An 18,320-nucleotide genomic window follows, 5' to 3' on the forward strand; every position below is an offset into this window, starting at 1 on the left:
TAGCCGGGGCGGACCACGAGACGGCAGTGCTCGGGTGCGTGTCGGGCCTCGATCCGGCCCCGATCACCCCTGCAGCAGGCCGACGCCCAGCGCGACGACGCCCGCGGCGAGCATGAGCGCGCCGGCTCCGAGCAGGTACACGGACCGGTTCGGCTTGTCGCGAGCACGCCCCACGGCCGAGAAGAAGAACCCTGCGGGCATCAGGATCGCAGCGACCAGCACCCCGGTCTGCGCCAGCCAGCGCCAGAAGCCCGTGAGCGTCGTCGCCTCCCCCAGGAGCAGGCAGACCAGACCGAGCGTGACCAGCACTCCCGCGTGCGCGTGCCCGGCGCGGTAGAAGCTCCGCTGGAACTCGGTCGCGGGCTCGCGGCCCGACTGGACCCGCAGCAGGAACGCACCGCCGGCCTCGATGGCGACCACCGTCAGGGCAACGATCCCGGCGGTCGTCCGGGCGGCGTCGCTGAGCTCGATCATGGCGTCCTCCAGAGTTTGTGAACACTGTTATAGAACACTGTTCGCAAACCATCGTCAACGCTTAGACTCGCCGCCATGGCCCGGCCCCGCGTCCACGACGACGCCCTACGACTCCGCCTTCTCGACGAGGCGTCGGCGATCGTGTCGGCCTCGGGCGCCGACGCCCTGACCGTCCGAGACCTCGCGCGCCGGGCCGGCACGTCGTCCTCCGCGGTGTACTCGCTCTTCGGGAGCCGCGAGGACCTCGTGCGCGCGGTCGGCGACGAGGCGTTCGCCCGGTTCGCCGCACGCCTCGCCGCCGTCCCGCGGACGCAGGACCCCGCCGCGGACCTCCTCGGCCTGGGCCTCGCCTACCGGGAGCATGCGCTCCGGTACCCGAACTTCTACCGCGTGATGTTCAGCGCGGCGGGCGCCGGCGCCCGGGACGGGACACGCGGACCCGCGACGCAGAACGAGACGTTCCTGGTGCTCCGTGAGGCCGTGACCGCGCTCGTCGGCCGCGCGGTGGACGCCGAGCCCGCGGCGGTGGGTCTGTGGGCGCTCGTGCACGGACTCGTCGAGCTGGAGCTCGACGGGCTCCTGCCGGGCGACCAACCGGCCGCACGCTTCACGACGCTCCTGCGCGCGGCGGGCCCGGGCATCGTGTCGGTCGGTGGTGGCACCGTGGAGGCATGAAGGTCACCGCTGCGGGCGTCCGGCGCTATCGCGTGCACGCGCAACAGCTGGACCGCGCCACCCGGCCGGACCGGGCACCTGGGGATGCCGACGTGCTCGACCTCGGGGTGCAGGACACGGGGCCTGACGGCGCACTCTGGGCACTGGCCGTGCGAGGGGTGCCCGTCACGGCCGCGCACTGGCCGCACGAGATCGCGCTCGCCTGGACCCTGCGCGGGGCGCCGCACGCGTACCGTCGCGCGGACCTGCGGGACGTCGAACGCACGCTCCGTCCGTACTCGGAGGTCGACGCCGCCAAGCGCGTGCTCAACGCGGCCCGCCCGTTGAAGGCCGCCGGGATCCCCGTCACCGAGGCGCTCGCCACCACCGCGCGGACCATGCGAGAGGTCGTGACCGAGCCGCTCGCCAAGGGCGAGCTGTCCACCCGCATGACGGCCCGGATGCCCGAGCCGTACCTGCGGTGGTGCGAGGCCTGCCAGGCGACGCACATGTACGAGATGCCGTTCCGGCTGGCGGCCCTGCACGCGGGCCTCGAGCTCGGACCGGGGACCGCTCCCCCGGTCGTCCGTCGCATCCCCGGGTGGCCCTCCGCGCAGGTCGGAGCGCTCGCCCGGTCCGAGAAGGACGACGGCCGGCTGGACCCGATCCGCGGCCTGCTGCGCCTCCTCGGACCTGTGACGGCCAAGCAGGTGGCCGCGTACCTCGACGCTCCCGTGAAGGACGTCCTGGCGCGATGGCCGTCCGACGCCGTCACCGTGCAGGTCGACGGTGCGGACGCGGACCTGCTGGAGGGCGACCTCGACGCGTTGCACGATGCGGCCGACACGGACGTCGTGCGACTGCTCGGTGCCTACGACCTGTACCTGCAGGGCGGCGATCGTCGGCTGGTCGTGCCCGACACCGCGCGGCACCCGTCCCTGTGGCAGTCGCTCGGACGGCCCGGCGCCGTGCTCGCCGGCGGCGAGATCGTCGGCACCTGGCGCCCGAGGGCCCGGGGGAAGTCGCTCGGGATCGAGCTCGACGAGTGGCTCCCCTGGGACGCCGCCACCCGCGACGCAGTCGAGACGGAGCACGGGCGGTTGGCCGCGTTCCGGGGACTGGAACCGGTCTAGGCCCCGACCGGCAGGGCCGTCGAGACCTCGGTCGGCACGCCGCGCTGGAGCACGAGCAGCCGCTCGGAGCGGCCGCCGTCGGCCAGTCGCTCCTCGAGCACGCTCAGGGGTTCGACGAAGTGCGCCCAGTCGGTGTGGTGGACCGGGATCACGCGGGCCGGCGCCAGCAGGTCGACAGCGGCCGAGGCGAGCAGGGCGTCGAGCGTGACGGGCTCCGACCCGAACCGGCCGACGTTCGCACCGCCGACGAACAGGACCGCGAGGTCGACCGCGGGGAACCGTCGGGCGACGGCCGCGACCACGTCGAGCGAGGCGTTGTCCCCCGAGACGTACACGGTCGGGTTGCCCGGCGCCTCCAGCACGAAGCCCGTCACGACACCGCTGAGCGGCTCGGCACCCTCGGGTCCGTGCCGCGCCGGCACCGCGGTGACCGTCACGTCTCCCGCGTCGGTGGACTCCCAGGGCCGCAGACCCACGACGCCCGGGATGCGCTCCGCAGCGTCGGGCGTGGACAGGACCAGCCGCACGTCGGCCAGGAGCGTGCGGCCCGCGTCGTCGAGGTTGTCGGCGTGCTGGTCGTGCGAGAGCAGGACGACGTCGACCGGGCCCAGGTCGTCGAGCGCGATCGCTGGGCCGACGAGCTTCGTGAGCGTCACGCCGCCCCTCGGTCCGAAAGCACCGGGCCGGTCGAACGTCGGGTCGGTCAGGAACGTGAGACCGGCGTAGGTGAGTCGCAGGGTGGGTCCGCCGACGAGCGTGGCGGTGATCGGTGAGGTCATGCCCCCAGAGTCGTCGGGCCGATCACGGAGAACCAGTGGCCCAGAAGCCACCATTCGATAACATCGGGCCATGACGCTGCACGAGGTCGTCGTCCTCGCGTTCCCGGGCATCAGCCCTTTCCACCTGGCGGTCCCGTCCACGGTGTTCGCATCGCGGACCAGGTCGGCGCCCGAACCTCGCTACCGCGTCACGGTCTGCGCGCAGGTGCCGGGGCAGCTCACGACCAACGCGGGATACGACCTGTTCGTCGGACATGGCCTCGAGGCTCTCCGGGGCGCGCAGACCGTCGTCGTGCCCAGCTGGGACACCTCACTCGCACCGTCCGTCGAGCTCCTGGACGCCGTCCGCGCCGCACACGCCCGCGGGGCCCGGGTCGTGGGCCTCTGCCTCGGCTCCTTCGTCGTCGCAGCCGCCGGGCTCGTCGACGGTCGCGAGGTCGCGACGCACTGGTCGGCCGCTGCGGAGCTCGCCAGGCGCACACCGTCGGCCGCGGTGCGGTCCGACGTCCTGTGGTGCGACCTCGGCGACGTCGTCACGTCCGCGGGCGTCGCCGCCGCCCTCGACTGCTGCCTGCACGTGGTCCGCCGCGACCACGGCGCCACGTACGCCGCCGACGTCGCCCGCAGCCTCGTCCTCGCACCGCACCGCGACGGCAGCCAGGCCCAGTACATCCCTGCACCGGTCGCACCGACGGACGGCGTCGACCCGGTGGAGTGCGCGATCGCGTGGGCTCTGGCCCGGCTGGACGAGCCCCTGGACCTGGACACGTGGGCGGCGAGCGTGCACCAGTCGCGGCGGACGTTCACCCGTCAGTTCCGAGCCCGGACAGGCGCGAGCCCCGCACAGTGGCTCCTGCGGCAACGACTCGTGCACGCCCGGGTCCTGCTCGAGTCCACCGACCAGCCCGTCGAGCACGTCGCCCGCGCCTCCGGCTTCGGGTCGTCGGCCGCACTCCGCCAGCACTTCGCACGCGAGTTCCGGACGAGCCCGCGCCGGCACCGGGCCGCGTTCCGGTCCTGACCGGTCCATGTCGGAGGTCCGTCGTACCTTGGGGCGATGCGCGTCACGTCCGTCGGAGTGCCCGCACCGGCTCCTGAACCCACGCCCGCCCGTGAGCCGGTGCACGAAGCCCGACGTGCCCACGAACCTGCCCCGGTGAGCCGGCATGAGTAGACGTGGCTGGGCTCTCCTCCTCGCGGTCGGCGTCATCTGGGGCATCCCGTACCTGCTGATCAAGATCGCCGTCGGCGAGGTCACGCCGGTCATGGTCGTCTTCGTCCGGACGGCGCTCGGAGCGCTGCTGCTGATGCCGTTCGCCCTGCGCGCCGGCGGACTGCGCGTCCTGCGTGGGCACTGGAAGGCGCTGCTGGCGTTCGCGGCCCTCGAGATCGTCGGGCCATGGATCCTGCTGTCCAACGCCGAGACGACACTGGCGAGCTCCACCACCGGGCTGCTGATCGCGACGGTGCCGATCATCGCGGTCGTCCTCGGCAGGCTCGTCGGGGACCGCCGACCGGTGGCGGCCGTCCGATGGATCGGCCTGCTCATCGGCCTGGGCGGTGTCGCCCTCCTGCTGGGCCCGGGGGCGGCGAGCAGCGGCAACCCGTGGGCGGTCGCGCAGGTTCTGCTCGCGGCCGTCGGCTACGCAACCGCGCCCATGATCGCGGACCTGTTCCTGCGCGACGTGCCGGCGATCCCTCTGACGGCGACGTGCCTGGCCGTGACCGCACTGTTCTACCTTCCCATCGTCGTCGTCACCGGCCCGCACGACTGGCCCGCCCTCGACGGGGTGCTCGCGCTCGCGACGCTCGGCGCGGTCTGCACCGCGCTCGCCTTCGTCCTGTTCTTCCGGCTGATCATGGAGGTCGGCGCGGCACGCTCGACCCTCGTCGCGTACCTCAACCCTGTGGTGGCCGTCGCGCTCGGCGCCGTCGTCCTCGACGAGGCGATCACGCTCACGGTCGTCGCCGCGACGGCGCTCATCCTCGTCGGCTCCGCGGCTGCGTCCCGCCGGTCTCGGAACGCCGAGCCTGCGGCCGTCGACGTCGACGTCGACCCGGTCTCCGGGCAGGTGGAGCCGGTGCCACCGTCCTGAGACGCGTACGGGTGAAGGTTCGCCGAGTCCGTTGCTGACGCGCCTGTCGCTGCGAGGCTCGACGCATGTCCGCGCCCGAGCGCTCCGTCGACGGGGCGGAGCCTGCGTGGCCCGTCGACGGGTCCGTGCAGGTCGTGCGCTCGACACGACGCCGTGGCTGGTCGTGCGGCCAGACGGCCGTCCTGCTCGGGGCCCTGGTGTACGTGCTCCTGCCCATCGCCTACGCCACGGTCGTGCTCTCCGCCGCCGGCTCGATGGGTGGGATCACGAGCATCACACCCGAGGAACGGCGCCTCGCCACGATCGCCGTCGTCCTGGCGGTGCTGACCATCGGATGCGCGATCGGGGCGGTCGTCGTCGGGTGCGTCGTGCTGGTGCGAGGGTGGCGGGACCCGGCCTTCGCATGGATCGGCGTCGTGCTGGGTCTGATCCCCTTCCTCGGCGTGGTCGCGCTGGTCTTCGCCTCCCGCAGCTGACCTGGTCCCGAGGCGTCAGGCGTCGGAGCCGGGATGGCGGAGTCACCGAGACGATGCGATCCCTCCTGCCCCAGGTCCTCGCGGCGGTGGCTATCGAGGGGTGAAAGGGCTGCGCGAGGATCCTGACGCCAGGACGGCCCCGAGCCGCTCGCGCAGATCGGGGCCGTGCCTCGGTAGACGTCAGGCCTCGACGACCACCGGGATGATCATCGGGCGGCGACGCAGGCGGTTGGACACCCAACGACCGACGACCCGACGGATCACCTGCTGGAGGGAGTGCGCGTCGGAGTTCCCGTTGCGCGCAGCGTCCTCGAGGGCAGCCGTGAGCTCCGGGAGGATGTCGTCGAACACGGCGTCCTGCTCGGCGAACCCGCGCGCGTGGATCTGGGGGCCGGCCAGCACCTTCCCGTCGGCAGAGCTGACCACCGCGAAGATCGAGATGAAGCCCTCGTCCCCGAGGATCCGGCGGTCCTTGAGCTCGACCTCGGTGATCTCGCCGACGCTGGACCCGTCGACGTAGACGTAGCCGCAGGGCACCGCCCCGACGATGCTCGCCCGCCCGTTCACCAGGTCGACCACGATGCCGTCCTCGGCCAGCACGACGCGGTCGGCGGGGACGCCCGTCTGCACGGCGAGCGCGGCGTTGGCGACGAGGTGGCGGATCTCCCCGTGCACGGGCATGACGTTCCGGGGCCGCAGGATGTTGTAGCAGTACAAAAGCTCGCCGGCGCTGGCGTGGCCGGACACGTGCACCTTGGCGTTGCCCGAGTGCACGACGCGCGCACCGAGCCGCGTCAGGCCGTTGATCACGCGGAACACGGCGTTCTCGTTGCCCGGGATCAGCGACGACGCCATGATCACGGTGTCGCCGGGGCCGACGGACACCTTGTGGTCGTTGTTCGCGATCCGCGACAGCGCCGCCATCGGCTCGCCCTGCGACCCCGTGCACATCAGGACGATCTCGTCGTCGCGGAGCTGGTCGACCTGCTTCAGGTCGATGAGCACACCCTCGGGAACGTTCAGGTAACCCAGGTCGGCGGCGATGCCCATGTTGCGCACCATCGAGCGCCCGACGAGCGCGACGCGACGGTTGTGCGTGTAGGCGGCGTCGAGCACCTGCTGGACGCGGTGCACGTGCGACGCGAACGACGCGACGATGATCCGCTTGGTCGAGTCGGCGAACACCTGGTCCAGAACCGGTCCGATGCCGCGCTCGGGCGAGACGAACCCCGGCACCTCGGCGTTGGTGGAGTCGACCATGAACAGGTCGACGCCCTTCTCGCCGAGCCGCGCGAACGCGCGCAGGTCGGTGATCCGGCCGTCCATCGGCAGCTGGTCCATCTTGAAGTCGCCCGTGTGCAGCACCGTGCCCGCGCCCGTGGTCACGGCGACCGCGAGGGCGTCCGGGATCGAGTGGTTCACCGCGATGAACTCGCACTCGAAGGAGCCGAACGTCGACGTGTCCCCCTCGCGCACGACGCGGGTCACCGGGGCGATCCGGTGCTCCTTGAGCTTGGCCTCGATGAACGCGAGCGTCAGCTGCGAGCCGACCAGCGGGATGTCGCGGCGGAGGCGCAACAGGTACGGGACAGCACCGATGTGGTCCTCGTGCCCGTGGGTCAGGACGATCGCCTCGATGTCGTCGAGACGGTCCTTGATGTACTCGAAGTCCGGCAGGATCAGGTCGACGCCGGGTTGGTGGTCCTCGGGGAACAGGACACCGCAGTCGATGACGAGCAGGCGGCCGGCGAACTCGAGGACGGCCATGTTGCGGCCGACCTCACCGAGCCCTCCCAGCGCTACGACACGCAGGGCGCCGCTGGGCAGAGCCGGCGGCAGGGTGAGCTCGGGGTGCGGGTGACTCATGTGTCTCCTGGTGGGGTCAAATGCGGTCAGCCGACGACGACATCGAGCAGACCGGCGGCGCGGAGGCCGTCACGGATCAGCGCGAGCTCGTCGTCGGACGCGGGGACGAGCGGGAGGCGCACCGAGCGCTCGGGCGTGATGCCCAGCACCTGGAGCGCAGCCTTCGCGGCGACGGCCTGGAAGCCGGCACCGTTGAGCGCGTCGATCGCGGGAGTGATCGATCGGAAGACTCGGAGTGCCTCACGGTGGTCGCCGGCGTCGAACGCGCGCACGATGTCGGCGAGCTGGCGCCCGGCCACGTGGCCCGTGACGCTGACGATCCCGACGGCTCCGTTGGCCAGCAGGGTCAGCAACGCGCTGTCGTCGCCGGAGTACCAGGCGAGGCCGGTGCGGGCGAGGGTCTTGGCGGCCGCGTACGGGTCGCCCGACGCGTCCTTCATGGCGACGACGCGGTCGTGCTCGGCGAGCGCGTCGATCGTGGCGGCGGCGAACCGCACGCCCGTCCGACCCGGCACGTCGTAGAGCATCACAGGCAGGTCGGTGGCATCGGCGACGGCCTCGACGTGTCGCCGGACGCCCTCCTGCGAAGGTCGGGAGTAGTACGGGCTGACGACGAGAAGGCCGTGCGCGCCCGCCTCGGCCGCCTGCTCGGCCATCCGCACGGCGTGCGCGGTGTCATTGGAGCCGGCGCCGGCGACGACCCAGGCGTCGTCCCCGACGGCCTCGATCACTGCGGACACCAGCTCCGCCTTCTCAGGTGCGTGCGTGGTCGACGCCTCGCCCGTGGTGCCGTTGAGCACCAGACCGTCGTGGCCGCTGGCGACGAGGTGTCGGGCCAGCTGGACGGCGGTGTCGAGGTCGACCGCACCATCGGCAGTGAACGGCGTGACCATCGCGGTGAGCACGGACCCGAACGGGCGGGTGGGCGTGGCGATACGCGGCATGGGGCCACGGTACCGCCCTGGGACGTATCGGCGTGGTCGCCGATCACCGGCGCCCGTCGGCCGCGACCACGACCACGACCGCGACCGCGATCACGATCCGGGTGGCGTGAGCAGCGGTGCGGAGCCCGCAGTGACGAGCCGTACGACGTCGGGACCGGCGAGCGTGGCCTCGCCGGAGATGTGCCAGCCCGTGAGGTCGCCGTCGGGCAGCTCGGAGCGGCGGGCACGCAGCGTCCAGGGGCGGTCCGCCGGCTGGTTACCGGTGAGCAGGTCCGGCTGCCCCTCGACCGCCCCCGAGCTGTGCACCAGGACGTCGAGCTCGACGATGTCCGGTCCCTGCTCGCGGGCGGCCTGGATGACGCCGGTCACGGCCGTGCGGTTCTTCCGGGCCGCGACCATCCTCAGCCCACCTTCGCACCGGCGGAGGCGCTCTCGTAGAGGGCCTTGAGGTCCTGGGCCTGCCTGGCGAGGTCCGCACCGTCCTTGACGAGCTCGTCGATCAGCACCTTGATGGCGAGCGTGGTGCCGTCCGGTGGCGTCACCGACGACCGGACCCGGACGGCCGCGGTCATCGAGGCGCCCGACGCGGAGATCGTCGAGAGGCCGACGCTCGTGTCGGCGTTCCCGAACGACCTGGTGCTCGGCGTCGTCGACCCGTCGATCACGGTGATCGCCGCCGAACCCGGGAACGGGTCGCCGGCGTCGCCGCCGTTGTGGTTCTGCTCGAGGCCCTTGAGCCCGTCGGCCTGGACGAGGCCCACCTTGTAGTGGTTCTCGTCGGTGTTGCCCGGGATGGCGTCGTCGATGTGCCACAGGAGCAGGCCGGAGCCGGGCAGGGCGGCGTCGTACCCCGTCGGCTGCCGGTTCTCGAGCAGGAAGTACTCGGGACCGGCGACGCCGTCCTTCCAGAGGCGGAAGACGGTGTGCGACGTCTCGACCTCCGGGACGGTCAGCGGCCCGTCGGCCGAGACGACGGTGGTCGTCACCCAGCCCTGGTCCACCTTGCACCAGGCGCTCGGGTGCGCGGGCTGCTCGCCGGGGACCGCCCCGTTCCACGACCCGCCGGCCATGAGGCACCAGTCGCCGATACCCGCCGAGGAGTAGTCGATGTCGTACAGGTCCGGGAAGCCGAACAGCAGGTGTCCCAGCTCGTGCGCGCTGACCCCGATCTTGGCGTCCTCGGGGATGGTCAGGTAGCCGTAGATCTTGGTCTTGTCGGCCTTGTACGCCGTACCGAGCGTCGACTTGTGCGACCAGATGTCGCCGAGCGCGCCGGTCTCCTCGGCGCCCTTTCCGGCGTGCACCACGATGAAGGCGTCGACGAAGCCGTTCTTGTCGTTGTCGTACGGGGAGAAGTCGACGTCCTTGTTCGCAGCGACCGCGGCGTCGTGCGCCAGGACGGGCGACCGGAAGGGCGTGTCGTTCTTGCCCACACCCGAGCCGTTGGCCGCGTACCACGAGAGGGTGTGCGGCATCCGGTACGGGCCGACCACGACGCCGTCGAGCTGGACGAGGCCGTTGGTCACCTCGGTGTAGTACTCCTTCACGCTCCCGTGCGGCAGCGTTCCGGTGGAGAAGAACAGCGTCTCCATCTGCGCCTTCGTGGTGGTGAGGTGCTTGTCCGAGAAGTCGACGAGGACGATCGCGACGCGGACGGTGCCGCGCAAGGGCGCCCGGTCCGCGGCCGCACCGCGGATCCTCGTCAACGGCGTGCCGGCCGGGAACTCCTCGGGCGGCACGATCACGCCGTCGTTGAACCCGAGCGGACGCGGGTCACGCTCGATCCGCAGGAAAGGTGCCGCACCGTCCGTACGGGCCACCGCCTCGTTCGCGCCCTCGAGCGCCCTGGCCCACTGCTCACGCAGCTGGGGACTCGGCGGGACTGCGCAGGTGTGCTGGTGCTGGTCGGGCGTGAAGCCGGTCGCCGTGGAAGAGTCCGACATCGCCATGCCTCTCTGCATCGTGGCCGCGTCCCCTCCGAACGAGGTCCTGCCACCAAGAGCCTCCCGCGGAGCCGTCAGATACGCCAGGGCCGCAGCGGGTTCAGCGTCGCGTGTACGACTCGAACCGGTACCGGGTGCCGCCGGCCGTCGAGGTGAGCCAGGTCTGGTCCGGGTCGGCGCGCTTCCAGGCGCGCGGATCCAGCGCCGGCGCGCGCGTGTCGCCGCCCACGTCGAGGGAGACCATCGTCCGTTCGACGCGGTGCGCCAAGGGCAGGAAGAGCGCGTAGACCTCACCGCCGCCGACCACGAAGGCGTCTCGGTTCTCGATGAGCCGCAACGCCTCCTCGACGCCGTGCGCGACGAGGGCTCCGGCTGCCTCGAACGACGGGTTCCGCGTGAGCACGATGTTGTCGCGGTCCGGCAGCGGCCGGAACCGGGGCGGCAGCGAGTCCCACGTGCCGCGGCCCATGATGACCGGGTGCCCCCGGGTCAGGTCCCGGAAGTGGGCCATGTCCTCGGGCACGTGCCACGGCAGGGTGCCGTCGCGGCCGATGATCCCCGTGGGCGTCTGGGCCCAGACCAGGGTGACCGTCACACGGCCACCGGCGCCTTGATGGTCGGGTGGTGCTGGTAGCCGACGACCTCGATGTCCTCGAACGTGTAGTCGAAGATCGACGCCGCCCGGCGGAGGTTCACCGTGGGTGCCGGGTACGGCTCCCTGCTGAGCTGCTCGCGCACCTGGTCCACGTGGTTGTCGTAGATGTGGCAGTCGCCACCGGTCCAGACGAAGTCGCCCACCTCGAGATCGGCCTGCTGGGCGACCATGTGCGTCAGCAGCGCGTAGGAGGCGATGTTGAACGGGACGCCCAGGAACAGGTCCGCCGAGCGCTGGTACAGCTGGCACGAGAGCTTGCCGTCCGCCACGTAGAACTGGAAGAACGCGTGGCACGGGGCGAGGGCCATCGAGGGGATGTCGGCCACGTTCCACGCCGAGACGATGTGCCGACGGGAGTCGGGGTCGCGCCGCAGGTTCTCCATCAGCTGCGTGATCTGGTCGATGTGCCCACCGTCCGGCGTCGGCCAGCTGCGCCACTGGACCCCGTAGACCGGGCCCAGCTCGCCGTCGGGCGACGCCCACTCGTCCCAGATGGTGACCTTGTTCTCACGCAGCCACTCGACGTTCGACTCTCCGCGCAGGAACCACAGCAGCTCGTACGCGATCGAGCGCAGGTGCACACGCTTCGTCGTGACGAGGGGGAACCCCTGCGACAGGTCGAACCGCATCTGGTGGCCGAAGACGCTGCGGGTGCCGGTCCCCGTCCGATCGGCCTTGGTCGTGCCCGTCTCCAGGACGAGTCGCAGGAGGTCTTCGTACGGCGTCTCGATCATGTGGGCCATCGTATGGCGCCGGTGCTTCCCAGGAACGAGCAGAGAGGTGGTGCGGCGCCGACGGGAGAGCGAGACTGCGAGCATGACTCTGCCGCCCACCGTCGCCGCGCACGTCCCCACCGGCATCCTGATCGACGGGGCCTGGCGCCCCGCCGGGAGCGGGCGCACCTTTTCGGTGAACGACCCCGGCACCACCGAGTCGCTGTTCGACGTCGCCGACGGTGGTTCCGAGGACGCGCTCGACGCGCTGACGGCCGCGTCGGACGCTTTCCCGCAGTGGCGGGCCACCGCTCCACGGGTGCGCTCGGAGCTGCTGCGTGCCGTGTTCGAGACGATCACCGCGCGCACCGAGGACATCGCCGCGCTCGTGACCGCCGAGGGCGGCAAGCCGCTCGCCGAGTCACGCGCCGAGGTGGCCTACGGCGCCGACTACATCCGCTGGTACGCCGAGCAGGCGGTGCGGTTCGAGGGCCTCGCCCGCCGGGCTCCGTCGGGCGCCAACCACCAGCTCGTCCTGCGCCGCGCGGTCGGTCCGGCCCTGCTGATCACGCCGTGGAACTTCCCGATCGCGATGATCGCCCGCAAGGTGGCGCCGGCGCTCGCGGCCGGGTGCAGCGTCGTGATCAAGCCTGCCCAGCTCACCCCGCTGACCACGGCGTACGTCGCCGAGATCATCCGGGCGGAGCTCGCGGACCGCGGACTGCCGACCGGCGTGATCAACGTGGTGCCCTCGGCCTCCGCACGCAGCATCTCCGGTCCCTTGCTGTCGGACCCGCGGCTCCGGAAGCTGTCGTTCACCGGCTCGACCGAGGTCGGGTCGGCGTTGCTGAAGGCGTCGGCGGACACCGTCCTGCGCACCTCGATGGAGCTCGGGGGGAACGCCCCGTTCCTGGTGTTCGAGGACGCCGACATCGACGCCGCGGTGACGGGCGCCGTGCAGGCCAAGATGCGCAACGCGGGCCAGACCTGCGTGGCGGCCAACCGGTTCCTCGTGCACGCGTCCGTCGCCGAGGAGTTCACGGCAGCGCTGACCGTCGCGTTCGACAAGCTCGTCGTCGGGCACGGTGCCGACGAGGGCACGACGGTCGGTCCGCTGATCGAGCAGGCCGCGGTCGACCGGGTCGACGAGGTCGTCTCGGAGGCCGTGGACGGCGGTGCGCGCGTCCGGACCGGCGCCGAGCGACCGGACCGCCCGGGCTACTTCTACGCCCCGACGGTGCTCGACCGGGTCTCGCCGGACCTGCGAGTGATCACCGAGGAGACGTTCGGCCCCGTCGCGCCGGTGGTGACCTTCGGGTCCGAGGAGGAGGCCGTGGCGTTGGCCAACTCGACGCCGTTCGGACTGGTCGCCTACGCCTACACCCGGGACATCGCGCGGGTGCTGCGCCTTGCGGAGTCCGTCGACACCGGCATGCTCGGCGTGAACCGCGGCCTGGTCTCGGACGCGAGCGCACCGTTCGGTGGAGTGAAGTCGTCCGGGCTCGGCCGCGAGGGCGGCGAGGCCGGCATGGAGGAGTACCTCGAAAGCGTCTACGTCGCGATCTGAGACGGTTGCGTCCGTGACGGCACCCGACGACGACGGCCGGGCGGCCGTCCGGCAGGCGGCCTCGGTCTCGCTGGCCACCGGGCTCTACGGCGTCTCGTTCGGCGCGCTCGCGGTGGCAGCCGGCCTGTCCCTCCCGCAGACCGTCGCGCTGAGTCTCCTGATGTTCTCGGGCGGGTCGCAGTTCGCGTTCATCGGCGTGGTGGGCGCGGGCGGCCTCCCCGGAGCCGCCATCGCGACGGCCGGGCTGCTCGGTGTCCGCAACGGGCTGTACGGGCCGCAGGTCGCTCCGCTGCTCGGGGTGCACGGCTGGCGACGGGTCGCGGCGGCCCAGCTGACCATCGACGAGTCCACCGCCGTCGGCACGGCGCACGCGGGCCGGCGGGCGGCCCGGCTGGGATTCTGGTGGACGGGGATCGGCGTGTTCGTCCTGTGGAACACGTTCACGCTGGTGGGCGCGCTGCTCGGCGACGCGCTGGGCGACCCCCGCGCGTACGGCCTGGACGCGGCTGCGGCCGCTGCGTTCCTCGGTCTGGTCTGGCCGCGGGTCACCGGCAGGAACGCCCGGCACGCCCAGCTCGTCGCCGCCGGCGCCGTCGTGGTCGCCCTGCTGGCCACCCCGTTCGTCCCCGCCGGCATTCCCGTCCTGCTGGCGGCGATCGTCGCGATCCTCACCGGGCTGCTCACCGCGGCTCCCCCGACCCGGCCCGTGGCGTCCGCCGCATGAGCCCGGCCATGACCTGGGTCGCGCTCGTCGTCGCGAGTGCCGTCTGCTTCGGGCTCAAGCTCGCTGGGCACCTCGTGCCCGAGCACTGGCTCGCGCAGCCCCGGGTGGCGCGGACCGCCGCGCTCGTCACCGTCGCGCTCCTCTCCGCGCTCGTCGCGGTCCAGACGGCGACGACGGGGCGGCACATCGTCGTCGACGCGCGGCTGCCTGCCCTCCTCGTCGCCGCGATCGCGCTGGCGCTGCGCGCACCGTTCATCGTCGTCGTCGTGCTCGCTGCGCTCACCGCCGCCGGCCTTCGTGCGCTCGGGATGTCGTGAGCCGGTTAGGGTGACCGGGCCCATCCAGCACGACGAAGAGAGCAGGACGATGGCGCTGTTCCGCGAGAACGCCGACGTGTCGGTCCGGCCCGCGGTCAGGGGCGACGAGCATGCGATCGCGCGCCTCCAGGTCGACGCCTGGCGGGTCTCGCACGCGGACATCCTGGCCGGTGCCCTAGACCTGCTCGACGAGACCGCGATCGAGGGCCAGTGGGCCGCTGCCGTCGCGACGCCTCCAGGGGCCGGCTTCCGGGTGCTCGTGGCGTGCGAGGGTCCGACCGTCGTCGGCGTGGTGTCGCTGGCTCCCGTTCCCCCGCCCGAGGACCGCCCGTTCGACGCACCGGGCGGCGTGATCCTCACGCTCGAGGTCGAGCCGTCGCGGCAGCGGAGCGGCCACGGGTCACGGTTGCTCGCCGCGGCGGTCGACACGCTTCGTGAGGACCGTGCGGACCAGGTGCACACCTGGGTCCTCGACGGCGACAGCGCCCGGGCGCAGTTCCTCGCGTCCTGCGGCCTCGGTCCCGACGACGTCGCGCGCGAGCTGGCCTCCGGGACGTTGCCCGACGGCACGCCGCGAGTGGTCAGCGAGCACCGCTGGTCCGCGTCCATCTAGCCCCCGCCCACGCGAATCAGAGGATCTGCCGCGTTTTCGTCGGCAGATCCTCTGGTTCTTCGGGGCGGCGCGACGCTGGGCGGTCCGTCTAGGCCTTGTGGAGGGCGCTGGCCTTCCGTAGCGACTCCCTCGCGCGGCGCCGGTCGCCCGCCGCGTCGTAGGCGAAGGCCAGGTGGTACCAGGAGCGCCAGTCGTCGGGCTCGGCCTCCGCCAGCTCGCGGGCGGGCTCGAACGCCTCGCGCGCCGCCTTCCGGTCGATGCGTCCGCCCGGCGAGCGCGGCAGGTCGTCCACGGGCAGCTCGTCGGCGGCGGCGAGCTCGTCGGCCATCCGCTGCACGTCGACGGCCAGCGACCACTCCCGGGACACGAGCCAGACCACGACGAGCGGCAGCACCCAGAACGCGACGCCCAGGACGACCGCGACCGGCTCGCCCGTCTGGATCAGGGCGGTGGCGCGCGCGGCGACGAGCCAGACGTACAGGCCGAGCAGCGCGGTGAGGGTGACCGCGCCGGCGATAGCGGTCCACCGGGCCCGTGGGCTCACCGGGTCAGGCCAGGTCGAGCAGGTGCTCGAGCCCGACCGTCAGCCCGGGGCGGCTCCCGACCTGCCGGACGCCGAGCAGGACACCCGGCATGAAGCTCACGCGGTCGAACGAGTCCGTCCGGATGGTCAGCTGCTCCCCCGCGTTCCCCAGCAGGATCTCCTCGTGCGCCACCAGACCGCGCAGTCGGACCGAGTGCACCGGGATGCCGTCGACGGACGCACCGCGGGCACCGTCGAGGGTCTCCGACGTCGCGTCGGGCACCGGACCGAGACCGGCCGCGGCGCGCGCCGCGGCGATCGCGGCCGCCGTGTGCTTGGCGGTGCCGGACGGCGCGTCGATCTTGTCGGGGTGGTGCAGCTCGATGATCTCGACGGACTCGAACCAGCGGGCCGCCTTCGCGGCGAACGCCATGGCCAGGACCGCGCCGAGTGCGAAGTTCGGTGCGACGAGCACGCCCACGCTGGGACGCCTCGCCAGGTGGTCGCGCACGCGGGCCAACGACTCGTCGGTCCACCCCGTCGTGCCGACGACGACGTGGATCCCGGCGTCGACGAGCGCGTGCACGTTGCCCTCGGTGACGGCGGGGATCGTGAAGTCGATGGCCACGTCGGCGCCCGCAGCGCCGGCGAGGTCGTCGCCCGCGTCGAGCGCCACGACCAGCTCGAGGTCCGGTGCCCCCTCGACGGCACGGACGACGGTCTGTCCCATGCGGCCCGCAGCACCCAGCACGGCCACCTTGATGCGTTCGCTCACGGGGGGAAACCCTATCCGGCGACGAGCGCCTCGACGCCCGCCGCGAGCCGCCGCAGCTCCTCAGGCTCGGACCCTGTGAACCGTTCGACCTCTCGCGGCGCGTACCCCGCCCGCACGTACCAGCTCAGGGCCGCCACGACGGCCTCGGGACCCACGGCCCCAGGGCCCAACGCCTCGCGGAGGAACCTCGAGAACCGGACGGCGGTGAGGTAGTCGGTCGGCGGGACGCCGAGATGAGCGACCGACCACCGGTACAGCTCGGTGACCGTGCACCCGGCACGCCGGGCGAGGTCCGAGGCACGAACCAGGCCGCCGGCCTCGTCGATCGCCCGAAGCACGCCCGCGAACCGGTCGAGCTCGTCCGACGTGCGTCGCGGGATCGACCCGATCGCCTCGGTCACGAGGGCGACGGCAGCGGCGTCGAACGCCTCGCTCAGCAGGTGCTCGGCTGCGGCCTGCACACCCGAGCCGAGCAACGCGTCGACCTCGAGCCACTCGTCGGTCAGCGGCGTGCCGATGCGGGCGCCCGCCAGGGGGTGGAGCTGCAGGCCGAGCCGAACTGCGCCCGCCTCGCTCTGCCGGACCACCGCACGCGTGGTCAGCCCGCGCACCCCGGAGACGTCCGGCTCGCGCGTGCTGCCCAGGGGGTCGACCCGCACGCAGGGGCCGCCCAGCACGATCTGCAGCAGGCCGCGACCGTCCGGCAGGAGCACCTCCCGGGACGCGACCTCGTCGCGGACCACCCATGCGTGCTCGACGAGGTCGGCGATCGCGTGCGTCTCGAACCGCTGGTAGTAGGCCTGCGTGATGGGCATGCCCCATCATCGCCCCGCCGGTCACCAGTCGTGCATGGACCCGTCCGAGAGCCGGTTGATCGGCAGGTACGCGGCAGCGTAGGGATGTCCCGCGGCGACCTCGTCGTCGTACACCACGCCCAGGCCCGGTCCCTCGCCCGGGACCAGGAGACCCTCCTCGAACCGTACGTCCGAGCGGAACACCTCGTCCGTCGCCGCCGTGTGCGTCATGTACTCCTGGATGCCGAAGTTGGAGATCGCGACGCCCAGGTGCAAGGACGCCGCGAGGCCGACCGGCGAGATGTCGGTGGGGCCGTGCACGCCCGACTTGATCTGGTAGACGGCCGCGTAGTCGAGGATCCGCCGCAGCGCCGTGATGCCGCCGGCGTGCGTGACGGGCGAGCGGACGTAGTCGATGAGCTGCTCCTCGAACAGCTCGCGGTAGTCCCAGATGGTGTTGAACACCTCGCCGATGGCGAGCGGCGTCGTCGTGTGCGCGCGGACGCGCCGCAGGGCCGACGTGTTCTCCGCCGGGGTGACGTCCTCCAGCCAGAACAGGTCGAACGGCTCGAGGGACTTGCCGAGCTTCGCGGCCTGGATGGGCGTGAGCCGGTGGTGGGCGTCGTGCAGCAGGGGCAGCTCGGGCCCGAACTCGTTGCGGACCGCCTCGAACACCCCCGGGACGTGGCGCAGGTACGCGCGGGTGTCCCAGACCTCCTCCACGGGCGCGGCCGACCGGCGGGCGGGCTCGTGGTCGTAGCGCCCGGCGCCGTCGGAGGCGCTGGAGGCCACGCCGTAGACGGTCCCGAGGCCCGGGATGCCCGACTGGATGCGGATGGCGCGGAACCCCTGGTCCAGGTGGTCGCGCACCGAGTCGAACAGCTCCGGCAGGTCCGCACCGCTCGCGTGCCCGTAGGTCAGCGCGCCCGTGCGGCTCCGTCCGCCGAGCAGCTGGTACAGCGGCATGCCCGCCGCCCGCGCCTTGATGTCCCACAGCGCCGTGTCGACCGCAGCGATCGAGGCCATGGTGACCGGACCGCGCCGCCAGTACGCACCCCGGTACAGGAACTGCCACATGTCCTCGATCCGGTGCGCGTCCTTGCCGACCAGCAGCGGCACCACGTGCTCCGCCAGGTAGGCGACGACGGCCAGCTCGCGGCCGTTGAGCGTGGCGTCACCGAGGCCGACGAACCCGTCGTCGGTGGTGAGGCGCAGGGTGACGAAGTTGCGGCCCGGGCTCGTGACGAGCACCTCGGCGGACGTGATGAGCACGG

The 18,320-nt window shown here is 72.4% G+C and carries 21 protein-coding genes; 9 read left to right on the plus strand and 12 right to left on the minus strand.

The window, feature by feature from the left end:
• Positions 1-63: 63 nt before the first annotated feature.
• A complete protein-coding gene (locus I847_RS0112000) occupies positions 64-474 on the minus strand; it encodes a hypothetical protein (protein ID WP_028049880.1) in 411 nt (136 codons plus the stop codon).
• Positions 475-549: 75 nt separating this feature from the next.
• Between I847_RS0112000 and I847_RS0112005 the strand changes: the two genes are divergently transcribed.
• Complete coding sequence (locus I847_RS0112005) at positions 550-1,149, plus strand: TetR/AcrR family transcriptional regulator (RefSeq protein WP_028049881.1); 600 nt, start codon at positions 550-552, stop codon at positions 1,147-1,149.
• Positions 1,146-2,261: a DNA glycosylase AlkZ-like family protein gene (locus I847_RS0112010; RefSeq protein ID WP_028049882.1), complete on the plus strand. Its 1,116-nt coding sequence runs from the start codon at positions 1,146-1,148 to the stop codon at positions 2,259-2,261. Before I847_RS0112005 ends, I847_RS0112010 begins: the two co-directional genes overlap by 4 nt.
• Here the strand turns inward: I847_RS0112010 and I847_RS0112015 are convergent.
• Entirely contained in the window at positions 2,258-3,040 is a 783-nt protein-coding gene (locus tag I847_RS0112015; RefSeq protein ID WP_028049883.1) for an MBL fold metallo-hydrolase, read from the minus strand. The two genes, I847_RS0112010 and I847_RS0112015, sit on opposite strands and share 4 nt — an antisense overlap.
• Before the next feature lie 70 nt (positions 3,041-3,110).
• On the opposite strand from I847_RS0112015, the gene I847_RS0112020 reads away from it, so the two are divergent.
• The 3 genes from I847_RS0112020 (at position 3,111) to I847_RS0112030 (ending at position 5,612) form a co-directional block, all read left to right on the plus strand.
• On the plus strand, positions 3,111-4,061 hold the full coding sequence (locus I847_RS0112020; protein ID WP_028049884.1) for a GlxA family transcriptional regulator: 951 nt from the start codon (positions 3,111-3,113) through the stop codon (positions 4,059-4,061).
• A 145-nt stretch (positions 4,062-4,206) separates the two neighbouring features.
• Positions 4,207-5,136: a DMT family transporter gene (locus I847_RS23470; protein ID WP_051274836.1), complete on the plus strand. Its 930-nt coding sequence runs from the start codon at positions 4,207-4,209 to the stop codon at positions 5,134-5,136.
• 65 nt (positions 5,137-5,201) lie between these two features.
• Complete coding sequence (locus I847_RS0112030) at positions 5,202-5,612, plus strand: hypothetical protein (RefSeq protein ID WP_028049885.1); 411 nt, start codon at positions 5,202-5,204, stop codon at positions 5,610-5,612.
• A 180-nt stretch (positions 5,613-5,792) separates the two neighbouring features.
• On the opposite strand, the gene I847_RS0112035 is transcribed toward I847_RS0112030, so the two are convergent.
• From I847_RS0112035 to I847_RS0112060, 6 genes are all read right to left on the minus strand, one after another.
• Positions 5,793-7,478, minus strand: a complete 1,686-nt coding sequence (locus tag I847_RS0112035) for a ribonuclease J (protein ID WP_028049886.1) — start codon at positions 7,476-7,478, stop codon at positions 5,793-5,795.
• A gap of 26 nt (positions 7,479-7,504) precedes the next feature.
• Positions 7,505-8,422: a 4-hydroxy-tetrahydrodipicolinate synthase gene (gene dapA / locus I847_RS0112040; protein ID WP_028049887.1), complete on the minus strand. Its 918-nt coding sequence runs from the start codon at positions 8,420-8,422 to the stop codon at positions 7,505-7,507.
• 90 nt (positions 8,423-8,512) lie between these two features.
• Positions 8,513-8,821 carry a hypothetical protein gene (locus tag I847_RS0112045; protein ID WP_028049888.1) on the minus strand — a complete coding sequence of 103 codons (309 nt, stop codon included), beginning with the start codon at positions 8,819-8,821 and terminating at the stop codon, positions 8,513-8,515.
• Between the two features lie 2 nt (positions 8,822-8,823).
• Positions 8,824-10,365: a M6 family metalloprotease domain-containing protein gene (locus I847_RS23475; protein ID WP_081680861.1), complete on the minus strand. Its 1,542-nt coding sequence runs from the start codon at positions 10,363-10,365 to the stop codon at positions 8,824-8,826.
• A 100-nt stretch (positions 10,366-10,465) separates the two neighbouring features.
• A complete protein-coding gene (locus I847_RS0112055) occupies positions 10,466-10,960 on the minus strand; it encodes a dihydrofolate reductase (RefSeq protein WP_028049889.1) in 495 nt (164 codons plus the stop codon).
• A complete protein-coding gene (locus tag I847_RS0112060) occupies positions 10,957-11,754 on the minus strand; it encodes a thymidylate synthase (protein WP_034610136.1) in 798 nt (265 codons plus the stop codon). The genes I847_RS0112055 and I847_RS0112060 overlap by 4 nt, the downstream gene beginning before the upstream one ends.
• Before the next feature lie 82 nt (positions 11,755-11,836).
• Here I847_RS0112060 and I847_RS0112065 point away from each other — a divergent pair, with 82 nt between their 5' ends.
• From I847_RS0112065 to I847_RS0112080, 4 genes are read left to right on the plus strand one after another with little or no spacing between them, the layout of a single operon-like run.
• Positions 11,837-13,300: an NAD-dependent succinate-semialdehyde dehydrogenase gene (locus I847_RS0112065; RefSeq protein WP_028049891.1), complete on the plus strand. Its 1,464-nt coding sequence runs from the start codon at positions 11,837-11,839 to the stop codon at positions 13,298-13,300.
• Positions 13,301-13,313: 13 nt separating this feature from the next.
• Positions 13,314-14,024, plus strand: a complete 711-nt coding sequence (locus I847_RS23480) for an AzlC family ABC transporter permease (protein ID WP_034610080.1) — start codon at positions 13,314-13,316, stop codon at positions 14,022-14,024.
• Entirely contained in the window at positions 14,021-14,341 is a 321-nt protein-coding gene (locus I847_RS0112075) for an AzlD domain-containing protein (RefSeq protein WP_028049892.1), read from the plus strand. The genes I847_RS23480 and I847_RS0112075 overlap by 4 nt, the downstream gene beginning before the upstream one ends.
• Positions 14,342-14,390: 49 nt before the next feature.
• On the plus strand, positions 14,391-14,954 hold the full coding sequence (locus tag I847_RS0112080; RefSeq protein ID WP_028049893.1) for a GNAT family N-acetyltransferase: 564 nt from the start codon (positions 14,391-14,393) through the stop codon (positions 14,952-14,954).
• Positions 14,955-15,042: 88 nt separating this feature from the next.
• On the opposite strand, the gene I847_RS0112085 is transcribed toward I847_RS0112080, so the two are convergent.
• From I847_RS0112085 to manD, 4 genes are read right to left on the minus strand one after another with little or no spacing between them, the layout of a single operon-like run.
• The gene (locus I847_RS0112085; RefSeq protein ID WP_028049894.1) at positions 15,043-15,498 is read right to left on the minus strand and encodes a hypothetical protein; all 456 of its coding nucleotides are present in this window, start codon (positions 15,496-15,498) and stop codon (positions 15,043-15,045) included.
• Positions 15,499-15,502: 4 nt separating this feature from the next.
• Complete coding sequence (dapB, locus tag I847_RS0112090; RefSeq protein WP_028049895.1) at positions 15,503-16,252, minus strand: 4-hydroxy-tetrahydrodipicolinate reductase; 750 nt, start codon at positions 16,250-16,252, stop codon at positions 15,503-15,505.
• Between the two features lie 11 nt (positions 16,253-16,263).
• A complete protein-coding gene (locus I847_RS0112095) occupies positions 16,264-17,067 on the minus strand; it encodes a hypothetical protein (protein WP_028049896.1) in 804 nt (267 codons plus the stop codon).
• 21 nt (positions 17,068-17,088) lie between these two features.
• Positions 17,089-18,318, minus strand: coding sequence for a D-mannonate dehydratase ManD (gene manD, locus I847_RS0112100; protein ID WP_028049938.1), 1,230 nt, complete (start codon positions 18,316-18,318; stop codon positions 17,089-17,091).
• Between the last annotated feature and the right edge of the window lie 2 nt (positions 18,319-18,320).

Origin of the sequence: Cellulomonas sp. URHD0024 (assembly GCF_000426185.1) — a bacterium.
GTDB lineage: Bacteria > Actinomycetota > Actinomycetes > Actinomycetales > Cellulomonadaceae > Cellulomonas.